We start from the raw sequence: 17,769 nt of genomic DNA, 5'->3' as shown, positions 1-17,769 counted from the left end.
CGAACCATGGACCCCCTGATTATGAGTCAGGACTTTTTTTTATTCATATAGTTTCATCAACTTTCTTTTGTATTGAAAATCAATTAATTAAGTAATTAAATTTTTCTTATGGTTATATTTAATATACTTTTAACCTACTAATTGTTGTACTAATGTTGTATTGATATGCCCACTGTAAAATCTGTTTTACGCAAGACAAAATTAACAAATAATAAATATCCTATATATCTAAGAATAACTTATTTAAGAAAATCTAAGTTTTTTAGAACTAATTTTAATGCTTCTCTTAAAGAGTGGAACCAAAAAACGGGTCAGTTTAATTCTAAAACTGAAAACTCAACACAAAATAATAGAGTTCTTAAAAAATTTGAAAGTAAAGTTTTAGAAATAGTAAATGGATTTGAATTAGAAGATAAGGATTTTAGCTTAGAGTCTATAGAAAGAGCTTTAAGAGTTGAAGCAAACCCTATTACAAACAATTTTTTTATTTTCTTCAGCATAATTACCAGAGAAATGCTTGATAGTGGAAGAACAGGAAGTGCCAAAGTAAATAAAGACACCTATAACTCATTAAAATTATTTAACAAGGGCTTATTAGAATTAACTTTTGAAGATTTGAATGCCGATTTTCTGTATAAATATGAGGTATTCTTAAGAAAAAGAGGAGGAACGGATGGTGGTATAGGCGTTAAAATGCGAGCAATTAGAAGTGTTTATAATTTAGCCATAAAACGTAACATTACTAAGGAAATTAACTATCCCTTTAAGAAATATAAAATAGCTAAATTAAAGGGTAAAAGCTTAAAAAGAGCTCTGAATTTAGAAGACATATACACTATAAAGAATTTTGATTTTTCAAACCAACAACATTTAATAAACTCAAGAAACTATTTTTTATTTAGCTTTTTTACCCGAGGAATGAATTTTGCAGATATGATGAGGCTAAAATGGTCTAATATTTCAAACGATAAAATATTCTATACAAGGTCTAAAACCAATTATAATTTTTCAATAAAAATTTTAAGCCCTGTTCAAGAAATATTGGACTATTACAAAACCAATGCACTTTCTACTGAATATGTTTTTCCTATATTATTAAGGGACGGTCTTAAACCAAATCAAATAGAGAATAGAAAACATAAAGTTTTAAAAGCATTTAATAAAGATTTAAAAGCCATAGGGGCTTTATGTAAAATAGATCATAAACTAACTAGTTATGTTGCAAGGCACAGTTATGCAAACTGTATGAGGAAAGCAGGGAGCTCTACAGAGATTATTAGCGAGAGTTTAGGGCACCAAGAACTTAGTACAACAAAAGCTTATTTAAAAGAGCTGGGAGCGTCTGAAATAGATAATGCTTGTGATTCTTTATTATTAGATACAGCCTCTTAATTTAAGCACTCCACTCGCTATACTGTCCTTCTGCTTGCTGCATAATTTCTTGTAAAATATCATTTAGTTTACTAATAGATATTTTTCCCCTTAGCTCTTTCTTTACAGCTAAGCGAATTGAAGCTTTCGCATTTTCCTTTTTGGTCCAATCTAATTGAAGATTAGATTTTACCGCTTTTACAATGGCGTGTACAATATCTTGTATTGGGCCTTCCTCTTTAACTATTTCCTTTTTTGCTGCTAGAATATCATAAAAAGCCAGCTCTTCTTCACTTAAACCTAACTCCCCTGTTCTTTTATCATCATTTTGCAAATTTTTAGCCCTCTCTATTAGCTCTGCTATTGTTGCATAACTATCTAAAGCATTTGTATGATATCTATCTATCACCTTTTCAAGTTCTTCTCTTAAAGACGTGTACTTTTTAATGTTTTTATGAAGTCGTAATTTAATTTCATCTTTAAGAATGTTTTTAATCAACTCTATTTTTAAAGCGTGTCCATCTTTTTCATTTTTAGCCCCTAATAAAAAGGTTTCATCTAAAATGGAAATGTCTGGTTTTTCTATTCCGGCCATAGCAAATACATCTACTATGTCTTCAGAATCTATACTTTGACTAATTAATTCTTTAATTTTCTCTTTTTGTTCGCTTCTGCTCGATGTTACCGACTTTGCATTACGCACCGCCTTAGATACGTGTTGCGCAAATAATACATCCACAGCATAATCTTGAATTTCGGGCTGACTTTTAACTATAGATAATAAACTAGATAATGTTTTCTCTGCCTTCATGTAACTGTGAGCATCTTCATCATATTTAATGATATGATTTAAAGCTGCCTTTACTAAAAGTACCTTGTCAGCATCACGCAAACGTTTCCAGTCTGAATAATCTATAGATTGAGGAATAAAGCCCTTGCAAATTTCAACTTGATTGAAAAATAACTCTAAAGCTTGTTCTATATCTATTGTTGGCTTGCCTTTACCACCACCATCTGTGTATTTATTGGTTGCTGTTTTTAGGTTATCACCAATACCAATATAATCTACAATAACACCGTTTTTCTTATCTTTAAAAACACGATTTGTTCTTGTTATGGCTTGCATTAAATTATGGCCTTTCATAATTTTGTCTACATACATGGTATGCACGCAAGGCGCATCAAAACCTGTTAACCACATATCTCTAACAATCACAATTTTTAAAGGATCGTCTTCTTTTTTTAATCTCTTTTTTAAAGCTTCGGTAGCATCTTTAGTTCTAAAATGTGGATTCCATTCTATAGGATCTTTAGATATATTACCTGTCATTACTACAGCTACTTCCGGACAACCTTCTAAGGCAATTAACGCATTATGCATTTTAACGCAATTGCGCCTACTCATGCAAACTACCATAGCTTTTCCTGCTAAAGTGTTTGTTCTATTTGTGTAATGATTTAGTATGTCTTTTGCTATTTTATTTACCCTGTCTTCACTTCCTGCAGCATCCTCAATTGCTGCCCACTTTAAGTTACTATTATCTTCTACATCACCAGTCATATTATCTACTTCATCGTCAATAGCTTCGTTCCATAAATGCAATTTTGCTAAACGTGGTTCGTAAAAAATCTTAACTGTGGCGTTATCTTCTACAGCTTGTTTAATATCGTAGGTATGTATTACAGATCCAAACACTTCTTGTGTATCTGCATCTTTACTATCTACTGGTGTACCTGTAAAACCTATAAAGGACGCATTAGGCAATGCTTTGCGCAAATTAGAAGCAAAGCCATCTAGCAAACCATATTGAGTACGATGTGCTTCGTCTGCCATTACAATAATGTTTTGGCGTTCTGATAAAACCGGATGTTCCAGTTCGCCTAAAGCCTCATCTGTAGTCTGTTTTAGTCTAAATTTTTCTATGGTTGTAAAAATAACACCACCAGCGCCTGCGCTTAGTAAGTTACGCAAATCTTGTGTAGTATCTGCGTGTTGTACATCTCCAACTAAATCTTTAGCAAGTACAAAGTTTTCATACAATTGCATATCCAAATCGCTACGGTCTACTTGTATAACAATGGTAGGATTTTTTAATTCTTGTAGACTACGTAAAATACCTGTATAAATAGCCATAGAGATACTTTTTCCAGAACCTTGCGTATGCCAAATAACACCAATACGACCATCACCAAACGGACGTACCGATTTTTTTGCTGCTTCTACTGCAAAGTTAACACCGAAAAACTGATGATACTTCGCACCCTTTTTAATAAGTGTGCCATTATGATCTTCATGAAAAATGAAGTTTTTTATATAATTCAGTATTCTGTCTTTTGGGAATAAGCCGAATAACAAAGTGTGCATCTGGAAATCGTCATCTTGTACGGTATCTCTACCGTTAATACTTTTCCAAGCGGCAAACCATTCCTTACCCGAACTAAACATACCATGTTGCGCCTCGTTTCCATCGCTAATAATGGTTAGGGCATTATACTCAAACAATAACGGAATGTCCTTTTTGTAATGCTGTATTTGATTGTGTGCTTCTTTTATGTTGGTGTTTTGGTCGTACCAGTTTTTAAGCTCAAATACAATTAATGGTAAACCGTTTATGTAAATTATGATGTCTGGACGACGTTTGTTTTTACCAATAATAGAAAACTGATTGACTGCCCAAAACGTATTATTTTCTGGGTTATTAAAATCGATGGGGTAAATATGTACTGCTTTTTCCTTACCTGAAGCGTCCTCGTACGCAAACTCAATACCTTTAGTCAATTTTAAATGAAAGGTACGATTACGATGCTCTAGATCTGCTCCTGCATTATTGGTAAACTCTGATACTGCTAAGGTTTGAATCTCCTTTGGAATATCTGGATATTGTTGTTGTATAAAGTGAAGCAACCTATCTTTTAAGACCACTTCGGTATTATGATTTTGTGGTAAGACTGTGCCCAATTGGTGTTTGTAACCTAAATCGGTTAACCAATCTATGGTGGCTTGTTCTATGGTTGCTTCTGTTGTCATAATTCATGTCCTGTGAAAACAGGAATCTTATTAATTAAACTAGGTTTTCTACTTGTGCTCTAAATTCTTTTAAACGGATTTCGCCACTTATTAGTTTTGGTAATAGGGTGTCACGGAGTTTTGTTAGAGTTTGGTTTTCTTGAGAATTAATAAGTATTTGTTCATCAAATTCGTTTAATTGGCATTCAAAGTTATTTAAATTTACCTCTCCTGGATACAATACTTCTATAGCTTCAAATGTAGATTTATTAATTATCGGCATAGTCGTTCCATCTCCTGCTAACCTCTTTAAAAGTGAATAATTATAAACAAAGAAGCAATACATATAATGATAGTTATTACATTTTAGTGAATTGATTTGTTGATTTGTTAAACAAGAAACTTTTGAAATTGCAACTTTTCCCATATCTGAACCAATGCAAGTGACTATTATTGAATTTACAGGAATAACATTTCTTTGATGCTTCTCAATTCCTAACTTAGAAATAGAACGCTTCGCGTTTAATATATGCTTCCCATAATTTTTAAAATCTGTAGGTGTTACAAATGGCATTTCATCTCCAAAATGCTCTGGAAACTTTTTAGAAGGCGTTTTACCTGTTATAGTATCTCCAAAATCTTTAACACTCTTAACTTCCCAACCCTCAGGAATTAATCCCAACTCACTATCTACAAACTCGCCATCTTTAAAAGGACCAAAATCTACAAACCAATGTTTGTATAATGCCATAGCCATGTTTTCTAAGGTTTTGTTTATGGCTAGGTTGTTTTCTATTCTATCGTCTATTGCTGATAGGATGTTGGCTATTTGGGTTTGTTCTGGGAGGGGTGGTAATTCAAGTTCTAAATTCTGAAAAGCTTCTTTTGCAACTCTTTGTCTTCCTGAAGTTCCAATCATATTAGCTTCCGCAAACTGTCTAACAAAAGGTTCTCTAGATAAATAGTAAACAAAATCATTATCAGAAACATTTTCTTTTCCTCTAAAAACTAAAAATTCTGTTGAGCCGAAACCTATATTATTGCTTAAACCTTGTACCTGACAAATTTTACCATTCTGTAAACAAGGTGTAATTCTAGCAAATAATGTATCTCCATTTTGAAACTTTGCTCCTCCTTTTAACTTCTTTACGTTTGAAGGTAAAACTTTCCTGCTAGTCGGATCTAAGTCTTTCATTTCAACAAAAGAGTATTCTTCCTTAGAATTAAATTTCATTCTAGGGTTTATATCGATGAAGTCGAAAAGTTTATATGTTTTCCAGTTATTTGGCATTATTTATTTTTATAGATGATTTACCAATAACTTTGATACGCTGTTCTATTGCACCCATACTTTGACTTCCATCAATTTTCAATTCTTGCTTTTTTATCATCTTACTAATTTTATCCTTTAATGTTTTATTGCCATTACATTTAAAACTTAGATATAAGTAAAGTTTAAAAACAGTAGTTTGTTTGAGCATAGGGATATTTATTAAATCTATAAGTTCATCAATTAAATTAGTACGCCCTTTAATATCTAAATCAATTAGCGAAAAATACAGAATAAGAAGTTTTAATTCATTTCCTTTTTTATTTTGTTTCAGCTCATCTATTTTTTCTTTGAGAACAACTTCTAAATTGGCTTGAATTGCCATATCATAGAAAAATGTTTGTGCTACAATTGGTAAAAATTGAGTAAGAAGTTTGATTAAATCTTCTTCTGTAACATTATTATCTATCTCACTTATATTTTGAGAACTGATGTCCTCTATCAAAGAAAAAGAGAAAGTACAAGTGCTATTTAAAATAAAGTCAAAAACCTCATTATTAAATTCATCCTTCTTTTTAATCTTGGAATTCCTATAAACACGCCCTAATATATAAAGTGCATTCTCTAAATCTTCAGAGTTACCAGTTATTTCATCATAGTATTTTTTTGGTTTAACATCGGATATTCTTTGATTTGAAGGTGATAAAGATTCTAATATACCATCTTGCTCTTCTGGCTCGAGAGAGTCTTTAATAGTTTCTTTGAGTAAAGTATTAATTTCTCCTGAAATGTTAAATGTTTCATTTACTTTAGTTAAAAGCAATACATCTAAATTATTCAAATCTACCCCCTCATTAATATCACTATAAATAAGCTTAGTTCGTTCAAAAATCTTTTTAACAAAATTATAATTTTGAGGAATTATACCTGCACAGACTTCAAATTCATTTTTAAATGACAAATAAAAATCATCATTATCAATTACTTGATTTCTAAACTCCTCGTCATAAGCCATGTAATAACCTAAAAAATATTCAAAAACACCATTCAACCTAAAGGTATAGTTTCCATTAGCTTCAGATTTTAATATTCCCTTTTCAATTAATAAATCTGATAATGTTCTAGTTGAAATAACAAACCTTTTGTTTTGTGCTTTGTATTCATCTATAAAATCAATCAACTGTCCATATTTGACTAAATAATTATTTTCTAAATATGTAGTAGCTAACTTGTGAGCTAAAGCGCTTAAAAAAGCTTTTAAATCGTCAAAATCAATTTTATACTGTTTTGAAAGAATGAAATTATCTTTATCTAACAAGCTATCAATATAAAGCTCTATTAGTTGAAAATTATTTCCGAGGTTAATATCTATATTCTTTTGAAAAATCCAAAGAAATAACGAAACTGTCCAATAATTTGAAGGAATATTTAATTGATCAAAGACTATATGTATTTTCTCTATAACTTGAGCCCTTTTGTCATCTGACATATCTGGCCACTTGACTGCTAATTCTCTAATCTCTGACCGGGTTAGATCATGCAGATATCTATTTACAAAATCTATATTTCCTATTAAACCGCCAGCAAAAGAAGAAAAAATCGTCTCATTACCTGCCGCAATAATAGAACAATTTTTATGAGAATCTAAAAATTTAGAAAGCGGATTTAAAATTAAAGTTTCATTTTCGTCAAAATTATCCAACAGGATTTTTAAGTGATAATCTTTTAATAAATTTGATGCATTCTTCTTATTAGTTTCATAAAAGTCACTTAATATATCTATAATATCAAGAGTACTGTTTGTGTTAACAATAACTTTACAATCTATATAAATTGATAATACTTTTAGAGAATAAAAATTATGCAAAATATCTAATGATATCTTATAAAGCGTTGCTGATTTCCCACTTTTATCTTTCCCAAATAGAATTTGATTTTCTTTCTTGTTTGATATTAGATCTGTTAAACTATATTTTTTTTTATTTTTAGGGCTCGGATTACTTTGAGATTCAGCTTTTATAATTGGATTAGTAAATAAATTCAAAAAATCATTTTCTTCTTTGACCTCCTTATATGACAAGAACAACTTATTAGCCTCTTTAGATTGATGTTCTAGCCTTTTGCGAATAGTAACTCTAAATTTATTTTGTTTTTGTTTTTCTTCATCTACTGGAATTTGAGCATTCTTGTTGTCTGTGAAATAAAATGTTTCCTCGTTCTTATTATACATTGCATTCTTGAGACTTAATTCAAAAGATTCTATATCTACATCAATAATAGTATACCCTATATTATCTTTTTCTCCACTTAAAGTAGCTGAAGATGTTGAATGATAAATACCAATGCCAGAAGTTACGTGCAACGTATCCCTATTGGCATGAACATGCCCTGAATACATCATATCATAATCTTTATAAATAATATCTTCTAAAGCAAATTGATTCCAATCTCTAAAATCACTTAATGGATGATGAAGCATCATTATCTTTAAGTCACATTTACCCAGCTCTCTAGAAGCCCTTTTTAAGTAATGGATTGGATACATTAAATTCCCTGTATCAGTATTTGAGTCATTAGCTCTCCATGCAGAATTTATAGTGGTAATTCCAATCTTTTTTCCGTTAATATAACGAATATGTGTTGTGTATAAATTATCGACTAAATCATCCTTATATTCAATTACATGTTTTTCATAAAACCTTTCTTGAAACTCATAGTAATTAACCAAATTATCTAAACTAAATTTTAATGATTTACCTCCGTTTTTTAACACAAAATCATCTAGGTCCTCATTATTATTTATACCAAACAAAGAATTCCCTATTTCTTCTAACTCTTGATTCCTAAAAACATCATGATTACCAGGACAAATAAAAATCGATGTTTTATTAATACCCAAAACAGTAGATACATTATTAAAAAACAATTCCTCAAATTCATTAAAATATTTTATATCATCTCCTTTATATACTAAATCTCCTGAGAATAAGACTAAATCTATTTTTCCTTTAAATTTAGTTAAACTGTCTTTTAAGGATTCTACCAATCTAATTTCATCTTCCTTATACTTATCACTTCCGTCAAAATGGAAATCTGTTACATGTAGAATCTTCATATTATATTTTTCTAAAATTATCTAAAATCTGTTTTTGAAGTGTATTCCCTTTTTCAAACTGGGTTTCCAACTGTGCTTTTAATGTTTCCATTTTATCTTCAAATGGAATACCATCGTCTTCAACCGCTTCTGTATTTATATAAATACCTGGTGTTAACTTGTAGTCTTGCTTTTGGACTTCTTCTATGGTGGCGCTGTAGCAAAAACCATCTTCATTTTTATAAGAACCGTTTAAGTTTCTCCAATTATGGTATATTTCCGTTACTTTATTAATATCATCGTTTGTAAAAACACGTAATTTTCTACTTTCCATAGTTCCCATTTTAGAGGTATCTATAAACAAAATATCATTAGAACGCTCTCTATGCACACCATCTTTACCATCTCTGTTTTTACTTAATATAAAAATACAAGCAGGAATACCCGTGGTTAAAAATAGTTTGTCTGGTAAACGTACAATACAATCTACCATACTATTGTCTACCATATGTTGACGTACGTTTTTTTCGCCTTTATTATTAGAGGTCATTGCGCCGTTTGCCATAACTACACTTGCAGTACCAGTATCGCTTAAATGAGACCAAAAGGTTTGCATCCACATATAATTGGCATTACCATCTGTAGTAAACTCTTCTTTTGGTCCAAACAATCTTGGATCATTTTCTGGTAAATCTTCTGGATGCCATTGACTAACATTAAAAGGTGGGTTTACAATAATAAAATCTGCTTCTAGATCTGGAAACTTATCTTGCAGTAAAGAGTCTCCTAAGCGTACATCAAAAGATAAATCTCGTAGTGCTAAATTCATTTTACATAAACGCAGTGTGCCATCGTAACGTTCTTGCCCGTAAATAGAAATGTTTTTCTTATCTCCGTTATGAGCTTGTAAAAACTTAAGCGATTGTACAAACATACCACCTGAACCACAGGCGGCATCAAAGATTTTACCTTCGTAAGGTTCTATCATTTCTACTAATAAACGTACTATGCTTCCTGGTGTAAAGAATTGTCCTGCACCAGAGCCTTCTGCTATAGCGAACTTGCCTATGTAATATTCGTACACACGACCTAAAATATCGCTATCTGGATTTTCTTTTTCGGATAATTTTGGATTTGCTAATAGGTTAATTAAACCTGCGACTTGTTTAGCTGTTAATTGACTTTTAACAAAAATACGTGGTAATATCCCTTTTAAATCATGTCTGTATGTTGCTAATGTTTGGTCTAACAAATCAAAAGCATCATCTACTAAAACCTTAATATTATCTTGCTCTGCATTATCTTGTAAAAATTGCCAAGTAGCTTTTTCAGGAATAATATAAGTGCTTTCAGATAAATATTCATCCGGGTCTTCTAACACATAGTTTTGCTCTTCAATATCTTCTGTAAAATATTCTGATGATTTATCGTTAAACAAACTTTTTAAACTATCCCTACGTAACTCATAACGCTCGGAAATATGTTTTAAAAATATTAATGGTAGTATATAATCCTTATATTGATTTTCAGCTACAGCGCCTCGAAGTTCATTTGCTGCTTTCCATAACTCTTTTTCAAAGTTGATATCTGCTTTGGTTGTATTTGTACTCATCTAAATTTGAGAGGTAATGTTTGGTTAAACTTGACACAAAAACCCATTAAACAAAGGCATTGCGCTTAATAATAAAAATTATATCTAATACGCTCTAAATAATTTGAATAATACTATTTATCCTCTCTATTTATTATAATGTATTCAAATTATTGAGGCTAAGACATAGTAAAAAAAATCTTACTATAAATATACAATTATATAATGTTAGACCTAATTTAAACCCTCAAAATAATAACTAGTATTACCTAAAACATTTTATCTAACTGGTCTTTTCTTATCGTGATTCGGTCCTTAATTTCATCTTCATTCTCTTTAAAAAAAGCCAATACAATATTACTTATTGCCTGGTTTTTAGTAACATTAAAAAGGTCTGCAATTAAAGATATTCTTGCGTGAGTAGCGTCAGAAATATTAACTACTTTTTTGCCTTGCTTTTCATTATTAGTAATAGGTGCCGTGATGGTTTTTTTTAAACTCATAGGGTAGTAGAATAAAAAAAGCGTGGAACTGTAACTCATTGATCTTACAGGTCTCGCCAGAAACCTTTCCTCCAAATAAGAACAGCCCACGCAGTCACGTGGGCGTCTTAACTTTGTTTGGAGGTAATTAATAGAACCTGGCGAGTTCGAAGACCAAATCAAAAGCTAAACGCTTTATATTTTAATATATATTTTACTTATAAAAATGTATGGCAATATACATATATTTAAATATTTCATTTAACATTTAAGTACAATTTTAAAGCAATAATTATTGGCTTTAGTACTTAAAAAACAATAGCTATAAGCTAATAATACTTAAAAGGTATTTAGTTCTGGCGTCTTTTATTCCTAGGCACTACAATAAGGTTTATTTTTTAGTAGATTTACTTGGTTTTAGCGTTGGTTTGTTACCTGGGGTATTCTTGTTATCTCTTCTTCTTTTGTCCAGTGTACCATCTTGCTTTTTAGGTTTTGGACCGGGCTTAATTGCTTCAATTTCCATATTGTACTGAATTTAAATCATTTATAATTATCTCAAAAATAATTAATCGCACATTAAATACTTTACGGAAATGCGTAATTTGACTTTGATTCTAAAATAGAAATTTATTAATTCTGCCAGATTTAAAGTATTAATCTACAAAAAGTCTTTCTTGCTCTTTATCTAAAACTTGCTTGCTTTTACTACTGATAGCTTCGTTTTTAAAATTATTTTCATCCTTAAAGTTAAGCCTAGCTACCTCCTCTGCATAATCTCTTAAGATCTTATAATCCGTTTGCCAACATTTTAAACCATCATTATGGTTATTTAAAATTTCAATTTCTTCAAAACTTAAATTATCTATGTATCCCATTATTCTGTATTTAATAATTTATGTTTAAAATTATATAATCTAATACATCTTAGCAAAAATTAACAGTCTTTTTCTTAGTTTGTATTTGAGATACTTAAAATGATAGATAATCTTCAATACTACTGTTTATAATATCCTTTATGCTTCTATCTTCCTCTAAAGCTTTTGTCTTTAGTCTTTTTAATAGATCAACATCTATATAAAATGAAAATTGCTTAGAATTATTAAGAATAGATTCTTTTTCAGACACTACCTTTTGTATAGGTATTTTTATCTTACTTGACTTTACCTTACCTAAAAGGCTATCAAAACTTTCTTTTTTCATAATTATGTATTTATATAATTCTAGGTTTATACAATTATATTAATGCCTTTAAGACTTCTTTTGTTAAACCATCCATTTGTTTTTGAGCATTATGATTACTCTCTACTCCTTTAAGCAAAACAGAACGTGTAAATACAACCAAATCATTAATTTGAGTATTCGCAATTTTAACTTTGTAAGATTTTAATTCATTCAAAATATCAGAAGTCAAAGAAGTATTGTGCTTCACCATATTTAACACGATTAGTGTTTTACCTAATTTATTATTATCGTCAATAATGCTAATAGTACTTTCTATTGCTAACAAATCTAATACGCCAGCTTTAGTAGGGACTATTATTAAATCTGATAACACCATTAAACCTGATAACTTATCTGATAAGTAGGGTGGTGTATCAATAAATATAAAATCCAAATCTGAATTTTTAAGTATTGATTTATCTGAAGTAATTATGAAGTCATTTACAATATGGTTAATCCCCAAAAGACTTCCTTGCAAATCCATATCTAGAATTGCTACTTTACTACAACTACTAAGGTTTTGAGCCAAATTAAAGGTCAAAGTACTTTTGCCAACTCCTCCTTTTTGATGAGTTACTAATATAATTTTAGCCATATTATTGTTTTATTTTCCAAGTTTTGTACTGCTTAAAAGCATCCGGGTTATCATTAAAAAACTCCTCGATATGGCTTTTAACCTTATTTGCACCTCTATTGTATTCTTTATCCTCAATATTATTAAAGCTTTGAAATTGATATACACTAAAAAACATTGAAATAATTGTGACTATTAAACAGAGTACAATTGGTATAAAATATCTTCTCGGAAATAATATAGAATTATCTAGTCTATGCTGAATCTTATTCAGTTCAACGCCATAAACCCTGTTTCTTTGGTCTAATTTTTTAAAAAAAATTGAAAAACTATCTTCTACTTTTTTTGTACTTAGAGTAAGCTTTAAACCCTCAATTCTTTTAGTTTCCTTCTGCAGTTGAGAAATACCCTTTTGAAATGTCTCAATTTCATCAATAATCAAAGACGCTAATTCTTCAATTTTAGCCATAATTATATATTTATAGATTTATACTTTACCCCTTCTACTTTTAGTAACTGCTGTTTAATTTTGTTAAAAGACAGGTTTCTATGCACTTCACTTCCCTTTAAGTTGATGTTTTTAAATTGATATCTAAAACCCTGTATATTATTTGATTTGTTAATTACAGGAATAACATTTACACCCAACTTTCTCATTTCAACTATATATTCATTTATACTTTTTGATCTTAAACTATTCAAGCATATATCGTGTTTTTCTTTTATATTAGATCTAATAGCTTTTAAACCATCTAACTTTTCCAATTTTACATCTTTTACCGTTTTTAATCCCAGCTTTTTAGCAACACGCTCTGCTGCTTTTTGAGCACGTTTGCTTATATAATTGTCTTTATAGGCACAACCATTAAAATCAATTCGATTAACATATAAATGAATATGGCGATGCTCTTTATCTTGATGTAAGAATGCTATAGACTGGTGATCATTCAATCCTAAATCCTCCACAAACTCATTAGTTATATTATAGAAATCACGAAGCTTCATACTTTTACCATCTTCAATAGTTGGACTTAAAACAAAACTAAAGGTGTTTTTAAGGCATCTAGAGTTCATTGCCTGTATTGTTTTAAACTCGTTTGTAATCTCTTTAGGTGTTGATCCTACCAAACTTTTTTTAAAGACAATTTTGGCATCCTTCTCTTGATTCCAACCATAACCAATTGAAGCTTCTGTATGTGAAATAGATTTACCCTTACTTATCATTTTCTAAAATTTGTAAGGTGTTCTTTAATTTCATTAGCAACTTCAGTTGTCAATTTAAATAACCCTGGTTCCTTCTTTTTTATTAAGTTTCCTATACTTTTAAAGTTATTGTGATACTTAATCAACATTCTATAAAGCAAAACTTGCTCTTCTGTAAGTATTGCTTTTATATCTTTATTTAAAGCAGATTTTCTACAGTAATCTGCTGTTTTAAGTCCAGCCTTTTTTGCTTTAATTTTTATTATTTTTTTTTCATATGAGCTACACACAAATTCAATTCTAGTTCTTTTCATATTAAAAATAAATTCAAGTTTATAACTTTTGCGACCATCGGGAGAAAAAGCGAGATTTGTTCAAAAAAGGGACCTAAGTACCGGTATTGAACACCTCTCGAAATACTCAACAGTTAGCCATTTTGGAGTTTATTAAAAAAGCGTTTAAATCCTTATGATTTTTATAGTAGTATCGGTAATCAAAAACTTCTAGCTCTGTATTATCTTTTATTATTTGTAACGTATTAGAACCTGATTCATCGTTATCAAAAAAAGACTTAACTACACAATATTGATTTACAATTTCTAATACTTTTTTTATTAATGCAGTTGAATTTAATATGATAAAATCCTCCTCTGGAACCGTATTTTTTAAAGTTAGATATGATAAAAAGTCAGACCAAGATTCAAAAACAGAAACAGTAGAGTAGTCTCTTTTAATTGTAGTAAAATGTTTGCGGCCAATGCATCCTTTAAAAAACTGATTCCTTAATTCAAAGCCACCTAAATCATTTTTAAAGCCAATAGCATAATATGTTTTGTTTGAGTCAAAAGTATAGTAGACCTCAAAGCAAAACTCTTTTGCCAACTCTAAATTAATTTCTCTTTCCTTAAGGTAGGCGATTAAGTATTTATTCTGAAGAGCCTTAACTTTAATAATATCTCCTTTTTTAGTATGAGGACTTATAATTTTCTGCTGATGAAAAGAAAAAGTATTTTCTTTTAATTTGTTTAAAACCTCTGAAATAGAACAACTATAATATTTCTGTAAAAAATCTATAATTGTTCCTCCGTGACCACTACCGAAATCGTACCAAGTGTTTTTATCTGTATCCACTTTAAAAGAGGCCGTTTTCTCCTTTCTAAAAGGTGATAAAAACCAATGGTTTTTACCTGTGATCTTTTGAGGTTTAAAACCGTTTTTTATTAGATATAAAAGCAGGTCTATATTTTTAGCTTTATTACAATTCATTGTACATTATTATTAATTGAAAAAAGTATAAAAAGTGATGATTTGATGACAAACAGTTGAAAACCCTTAATTTCATTAACAATCAAGACGTCATCAAGACGTCATCAAATCATCAAAGTTTACATCAACACGTCATCAATATATTTTTGTGATGACAGAGTGATGACGAAACTGATGATCTTGAAAACCCTATTATTACTAGTAATAGATAAAGATTAACCTATTACGTCATCAAATCATCAAATGTTTTATGTAAAAAAGTTTTAGTGACAGTATAATACCTCCCTTTGGTATCAGTAAGAACTATATCTCCATCACTCAAAATCACAAACTTTTGATACTTAAATGAATTATTTTTTTGTTCTATCTTCCACTCCGCCTTAAGAAGCTTTCTAAGCTGCGTTAAATCCGTTTTCACTCTTGTTTTAGTTAATGCATTAAGAAGATCCATAAGGCTAAAATGAACTTCCTCTAATTCAAATTTCTCAATAACACTATAAAGCAATTGCCCTATTTCCTTTTCAACTTTATTCTTGTTATTGCTTACTAACTTCTTAAGAGCATTGGTGTAAATCTGCTCTGGTGTAAACCACATTCTTGTTTTTCTTTCTGTAGCAAAATCTCTACTTTTAATATAATCTAGAAAGGCTGGAATTTCGTCAATTAATTTATCTAAAAAATTAACGTCTTCATTTTCAAGCTTCGGAATTTTTCTAACCCAAAATCGAGTTTCATCAGAATCTATTTTAATAAAAGAGTCTTCCCAATTGCTACATAAAATAAATTTGCCAAAAAAATCTACTTCAAACCTTTCTTTACCCTTAGCTTCTATTTTATTAATATTAGACGTCGATAAATATTTTATTTTTTCTGTTATTTCTTCTTTCTGAAGTACGGCTTCATCAAGACCCAATAATAATTTATTTCCCCAGTCAAGGTTAAAATTACTATTCAATGTATGACTATCTAAATAAGTCATATTAAGCCCAAAAACTTCCTTTAAGTATTTTAAAAAAGATGATTTCCCAGTTACCCTTTCTCTACTTACTAAACATAAAACTGGTAAAATTTGAGAAGGTTTTTCATATAAAAGCTTAAAATAATCTAACCCTATTTCTAAATGAGATCCAAATATATGTTTAAAGAAATTAAGAGTATGAAAGACACTTCCTTGTTTGGGGAAGTACTTTAAGGGAGAATATGTGTTATAAAAGCCGTGAATTTCTTTTGAAAAATTAAAATGGTTTGGAAAACATATTTTCCCGTGGTATTTAGGTATTTGTGACAGGTATTCCCTATTATGATCCTCAATGATGGTTAATTTATCCCATTTGATAAGAGTTTCATTAAACCCTCCCTTTAATGATGGGGCTTGAACTATTCTATAATAACTGGTACCAATCCTTATGTATGATTTTTGATTCATAGGTATATTAAATTAAACCCATATATTTGTATACAGGTTAAAAGTGAAATAAAATTTGATAAGAGCGTAAAAGGTGAAGTTTTTACGCTTTTTTGTTTTTTAATAATTGAGCATTCATTTGTTGCTCCAGGTATTCATCAGATAAGTTTGGTTTTCCTAATAACCACTCATCAATATCTTCTTTATTAAAAAACTTCTGACGAATATGCTCATTTGTTCCAGTTGGAATCAATTTGAGCATTGATAATTTATAAATCTTACTTTTAGACAACCCTGTGTAGCTTGCTAGATCATCAATATTTAATACCTTTTTGTTATGAGATAATAAGTTTCTAATATCCTGTAATATCTCAATCATATTGCTATTTTTATCCATTATATTGCGATTTAGAATTAAAAAATAAACGAATGGCCATTCATTCTGAAAAGCAAACATATGAAGACAAATACCACATTAACAATAGGTTAATCAAACCAAACCTTGAATTAATCTACCATTAACCTTTAAAAAATACTTTTTCTATAATTGTTTTTCTTTCTTGTAGTTTCTTTTCATCTTTCTCGTTGACCCAATTAGAAAAAAGTGTACCAAAACTGTCCTCATTCAATTTTGAACCTGCCATTAGAAAGTTGTCATTTAAAATAGAAAATAGCTCTTGTTTCTTCGTGCTTTTTAAACCATTAACTGTAACATAGTCTAAAATTGTCAAGAGTGTTATATGATTTGCACCCCTCTTACTTTTATTAGGAGCTGTGAAGTTTACTTTTCCAGATATAGATTCTCCCTTTAATAAACTTTTAAATTTTAATTCATTCTCCAAATCTTCAACATACCCTTCAAAGTTTAGGTTATTTATATTAATTTTTTTAATTGAACACTTTAGAAAATTATCTTCTCGTATATTAAAAACCTCCTTTCTTAATTGACAAAAAAATAAAATACCAAAACCAATTAAAGTGTATACCGCAATAATAAGAGCACTAAAACCTAACGTAAATGAATTACCTATTAATATAAGAATAGACGCGTATATTAAAAACGAAAGAGTCAAGTACTTTATTAATGAATAATTGTTTACAAGTACTTTTGTATCAACATAAGTTCCGAATTTTATCTGTTTTCCAACCAGATAATGTGCTAAAGAGATTGTAGTTCGTTCCATTTTATAATTTTTTAAGAAAATAAAATTAGTACAAAAAAAGAAAATGGTGTTGCACATATGTTGTACTCCTAAAACCAAAAAAGCCTTTACATTTCTGT

Annotated in this window: 17 protein-coding genes; 1 reads left to right on the top strand and 16 read right to left on the bottom strand. The window is 29.7% G+C overall.

Annotation, left to right across the window (positions count from 1 at the left end; all coding sequences use genetic code 11):
- Positions 1 to 165 precede the first annotated feature (165 nt).
- Entirely contained in the window at positions 166 to 1,392 is a 1,227-nt protein-coding gene (locus tag KLA_RS16445; protein ID WP_034647123.1) for a site-specific integrase, read from the top strand.
- 1 nt (position 1,393) lies between these two features.
- Here the strand turns inward: KLA_RS16445 and KLA_RS16440 are convergent, their stop codons facing one another.
- From KLA_RS16440 to KLA_RS16370, 16 genes are all read right to left on the bottom strand, one after another.
- Positions 1,394 to 4,399: a type I restriction endonuclease subunit R gene (locus tag KLA_RS16440; protein WP_034647121.1), complete on the bottom strand. Its 3,006-nt coding sequence runs from the start codon at positions 4,397 to 4,399 to the stop codon at positions 1,394 to 1,396.
- Positions 4,400 to 4,433: 34 nt separating this feature from the next.
- Positions 4,434 to 5,612 carry a restriction endonuclease subunit S gene (locus tag KLA_RS16435; RefSeq protein WP_051456144.1) on the bottom strand — a complete coding sequence of 393 codons (1,179 nt, stop codon included), beginning with the start codon at positions 5,610 to 5,612 and terminating at the stop codon, positions 4,434 to 4,436.
- Between the two features lie 46 nt (positions 5,613 to 5,658).
- Positions 5,659 to 8,763 (bottom strand): metallophosphoesterase, encoded by a 3,105-nt coding sequence (locus KLA_RS16430; protein ID WP_034647118.1) that lies wholly within the window; start codon positions 8,761 to 8,763, stop codon positions 5,659 to 5,661.
- Between the two features lies 1 nt (position 8,764).
- Positions 8,765 to 10,354 (bottom strand): type I restriction-modification system subunit M, encoded by a 1,590-nt coding sequence (locus tag KLA_RS16425; RefSeq protein ID WP_034647116.1) that lies wholly within the window; start codon positions 10,352 to 10,354, stop codon positions 8,765 to 8,767.
- A gap of 248 nt (positions 10,355 to 10,602) precedes the next feature.
- Positions 10,603 to 10,836, bottom strand: coding sequence for a hypothetical protein (locus KLA_RS16420; RefSeq protein WP_034647115.1), 234 nt, complete (start codon positions 10,834 to 10,836; stop codon positions 10,603 to 10,605).
- A 370-nt stretch (positions 10,837 to 11,206) separates the two neighbouring features.
- Positions 11,207 to 11,341 (bottom strand): hypothetical protein, encoded by a 135-nt coding sequence (locus tag KLA_RS18550; RefSeq protein WP_262486367.1) that lies wholly within the window; start codon positions 11,339 to 11,341, stop codon positions 11,207 to 11,209.
- 130 nt (positions 11,342 to 11,471) lie between these two features.
- The gene (locus KLA_RS16415; protein ID WP_034647114.1) at positions 11,472 to 11,693 is read right to left on the bottom strand and encodes a hypothetical protein; all 222 of its coding nucleotides are present in this window, start codon (positions 11,691 to 11,693) and stop codon (positions 11,472 to 11,474) included.
- A gap of 94 nt (positions 11,694 to 11,787) precedes the next feature.
- On the bottom strand, positions 11,788 to 12,018 hold the full coding sequence (locus KLA_RS16410) for a hypothetical protein (RefSeq protein WP_034647113.1): 231 nt from the start codon (positions 12,016 to 12,018) through the stop codon (positions 11,788 to 11,790).
- A gap of 34 nt (positions 12,019 to 12,052) precedes the next feature.
- Positions 12,053 to 12,634, bottom strand: a complete 582-nt coding sequence (locus KLA_RS16405; RefSeq protein ID WP_034647112.1) for a ParA family protein — start codon at positions 12,632 to 12,634, stop codon at positions 12,053 to 12,055.
- 1 nt (position 12,635) lies between these two features.
- On the bottom strand, positions 12,636 to 13,082 hold the full coding sequence (locus KLA_RS16400; protein WP_034647111.1) for a DUF6730 family protein: 447 nt from the start codon (positions 13,080 to 13,082) through the stop codon (positions 12,636 to 12,638).
- A gap of 2 nt (positions 13,083 to 13,084) precedes the next feature.
- Positions 13,085 to 13,837, bottom strand: coding sequence for a relaxase/mobilization nuclease domain-containing protein (locus tag KLA_RS16395; RefSeq protein WP_051456143.1), 753 nt, complete (start codon positions 13,835 to 13,837; stop codon positions 13,085 to 13,087).
- Positions 13,834 to 14,130: a mobilization protein MbpA gene (gene mbpA / locus KLA_RS16390; RefSeq protein WP_034647110.1), complete on the bottom strand. Its 297-nt coding sequence runs from the start codon at positions 14,128 to 14,130 to the stop codon at positions 13,834 to 13,836. The genes KLA_RS16395 and mbpA overlap by 4 nt, the downstream gene beginning before the upstream one ends.
- Positions 14,131 to 14,236: 106 nt before the next feature.
- The gene (locus KLA_RS16385) at positions 14,237 to 15,082 is read right to left on the bottom strand and encodes a CHC2 zinc finger domain-containing protein (RefSeq protein ID WP_034647109.1); all 846 of its coding nucleotides are present in this window, start codon (positions 15,080 to 15,082) and stop codon (positions 14,237 to 14,239) included.
- 223 nt (positions 15,083 to 15,305) lie between these two features.
- A complete protein-coding gene (locus KLA_RS16380) occupies positions 15,306 to 16,508 on the bottom strand; it encodes a primase-helicase family protein (RefSeq protein ID WP_034647108.1) in 1,203 nt (400 codons plus the stop codon).
- Positions 16,509 to 16,590: 82 nt separating this feature from the next.
- Positions 16,591 to 16,884: a helix-turn-helix transcriptional regulator gene (locus KLA_RS17720; RefSeq protein WP_152536863.1), complete on the bottom strand. Its 294-nt coding sequence runs from the start codon at positions 16,882 to 16,884 to the stop codon at positions 16,591 to 16,593.
- 121 nt (positions 16,885 to 17,005) lie between these two features.
- Positions 17,006 to 17,769 (bottom strand): hypothetical protein (locus KLA_RS16370; RefSeq protein WP_034647107.1); only part of this gene is annotated, 764 nt, incomplete at its 5' end.

Origin of the sequence: Cellulophaga geojensis KL-A, assembly GCF_000568425.1 — a bacterium.
Lineage (GTDB): Bacteria > Bacteroidota > Bacteroidia > Flavobacteriales > Flavobacteriaceae > Cellulophaga > Cellulophaga lytica.
Note: the sequence above shows the minus strand (reverse complement) of the source record. Positions and strands in the feature narration are given on the sequence as shown.

Bases quoted from the DNA above. Each gene is read 5' to 3' on its own strand.
- KLA_RS17720 (WP_152536863.1), bottom strand. From the start codon at position 16,884: ATGGATAAAAATAGCAATATGATTGAGATATTACAGGATATTAGAAAC.
- KLA_RS16420 (WP_034647115.1), bottom strand. From the start codon at position 10,836: ATGAGTTTAAAAAAAACCATCACGGCACCTATTACTAATAATGAAAAG.
- KLA_RS16440 (WP_034647121.1), bottom strand. From the start codon at position 4,399: ATGACAACAGAAGCAACCATAGAACAAGCCACCATAGATTGGTTAACC.
- KLA_RS16415 (WP_034647114.1), bottom strand. From the start codon at position 11,693: ATGGGATACATAGATAATTTAAGTTTTGAAGAAATTGAAATTTTAAAT.
- KLA_RS16435 (WP_051456144.1), bottom strand. From the start codon at position 5,612: ATGAAATTTAATTCTAAGGAAGAATACTCTTTTGTTGAAATGAAAGAC.
- KLA_RS16430 (WP_034647118.1), bottom strand. From the start codon at position 8,763: ATGAAGATTCTACATGTAACAGATTTCCATTTTGACGGAAGTGATAAG.
- KLA_RS16400 (WP_034647111.1), bottom strand. From the start codon at position 13,082: ATGGCTAAAATTGAAGAATTAGCGTCTTTGATTATTGATGAAATTGAG.
- KLA_RS16395 (WP_051456143.1), bottom strand. From the start codon at position 13,837: ATGATAAGTAAGGGTAAATCTATTTCACATACAGAAGCTTCAATTGGT.
- KLA_RS16380 (WP_034647108.1), bottom strand. From the start codon at position 16,508: ATGAATCAAAAATCATACATAAGGATTGGTACCAGTTATTATAGAATA.
- KLA_RS16410 (WP_034647113.1), bottom strand. From the start codon at position 12,018: ATGAAAAAAGAAAGTTTTGATAGCCTTTTAGGTAAGGTAAAGTCAAGT.
- KLA_RS18550 (WP_262486367.1), bottom strand. From the start codon at position 11,341: ATGGAAATTGAAGCAATTAAGCCCGGTCCAAAACCTAAAAAGCAAGAT.
- KLA_RS16405 (WP_034647112.1), bottom strand. From the start codon at position 12,634: ATGGCTAAAATTATATTAGTAACTCATCAAAAAGGAGGAGTTGGCAAA.
- KLA_RS16445 (WP_034647123.1), top strand. From the start codon at position 166: ATGCCCACTGTAAAATCTGTTTTACGCAAGACAAAATTAACAAATAAT.
- KLA_RS16385 (WP_034647109.1), bottom strand. From the start codon at position 15,082: ATGAATTGTAATAAAGCTAAAAATATAGACCTGCTTTTATATCTAATA.
- mbpA (WP_034647110.1), bottom strand. From the start codon at position 14,130: ATGAAAAGAACTAGAATTGAATTTGTGTGTAGCTCATATGAAAAAAAA.
- KLA_RS16425 (WP_034647116.1), bottom strand. From the start codon at position 10,354: ATGAGTACAAATACAACCAAAGCAGATATCAACTTTGAAAAAGAGTTA.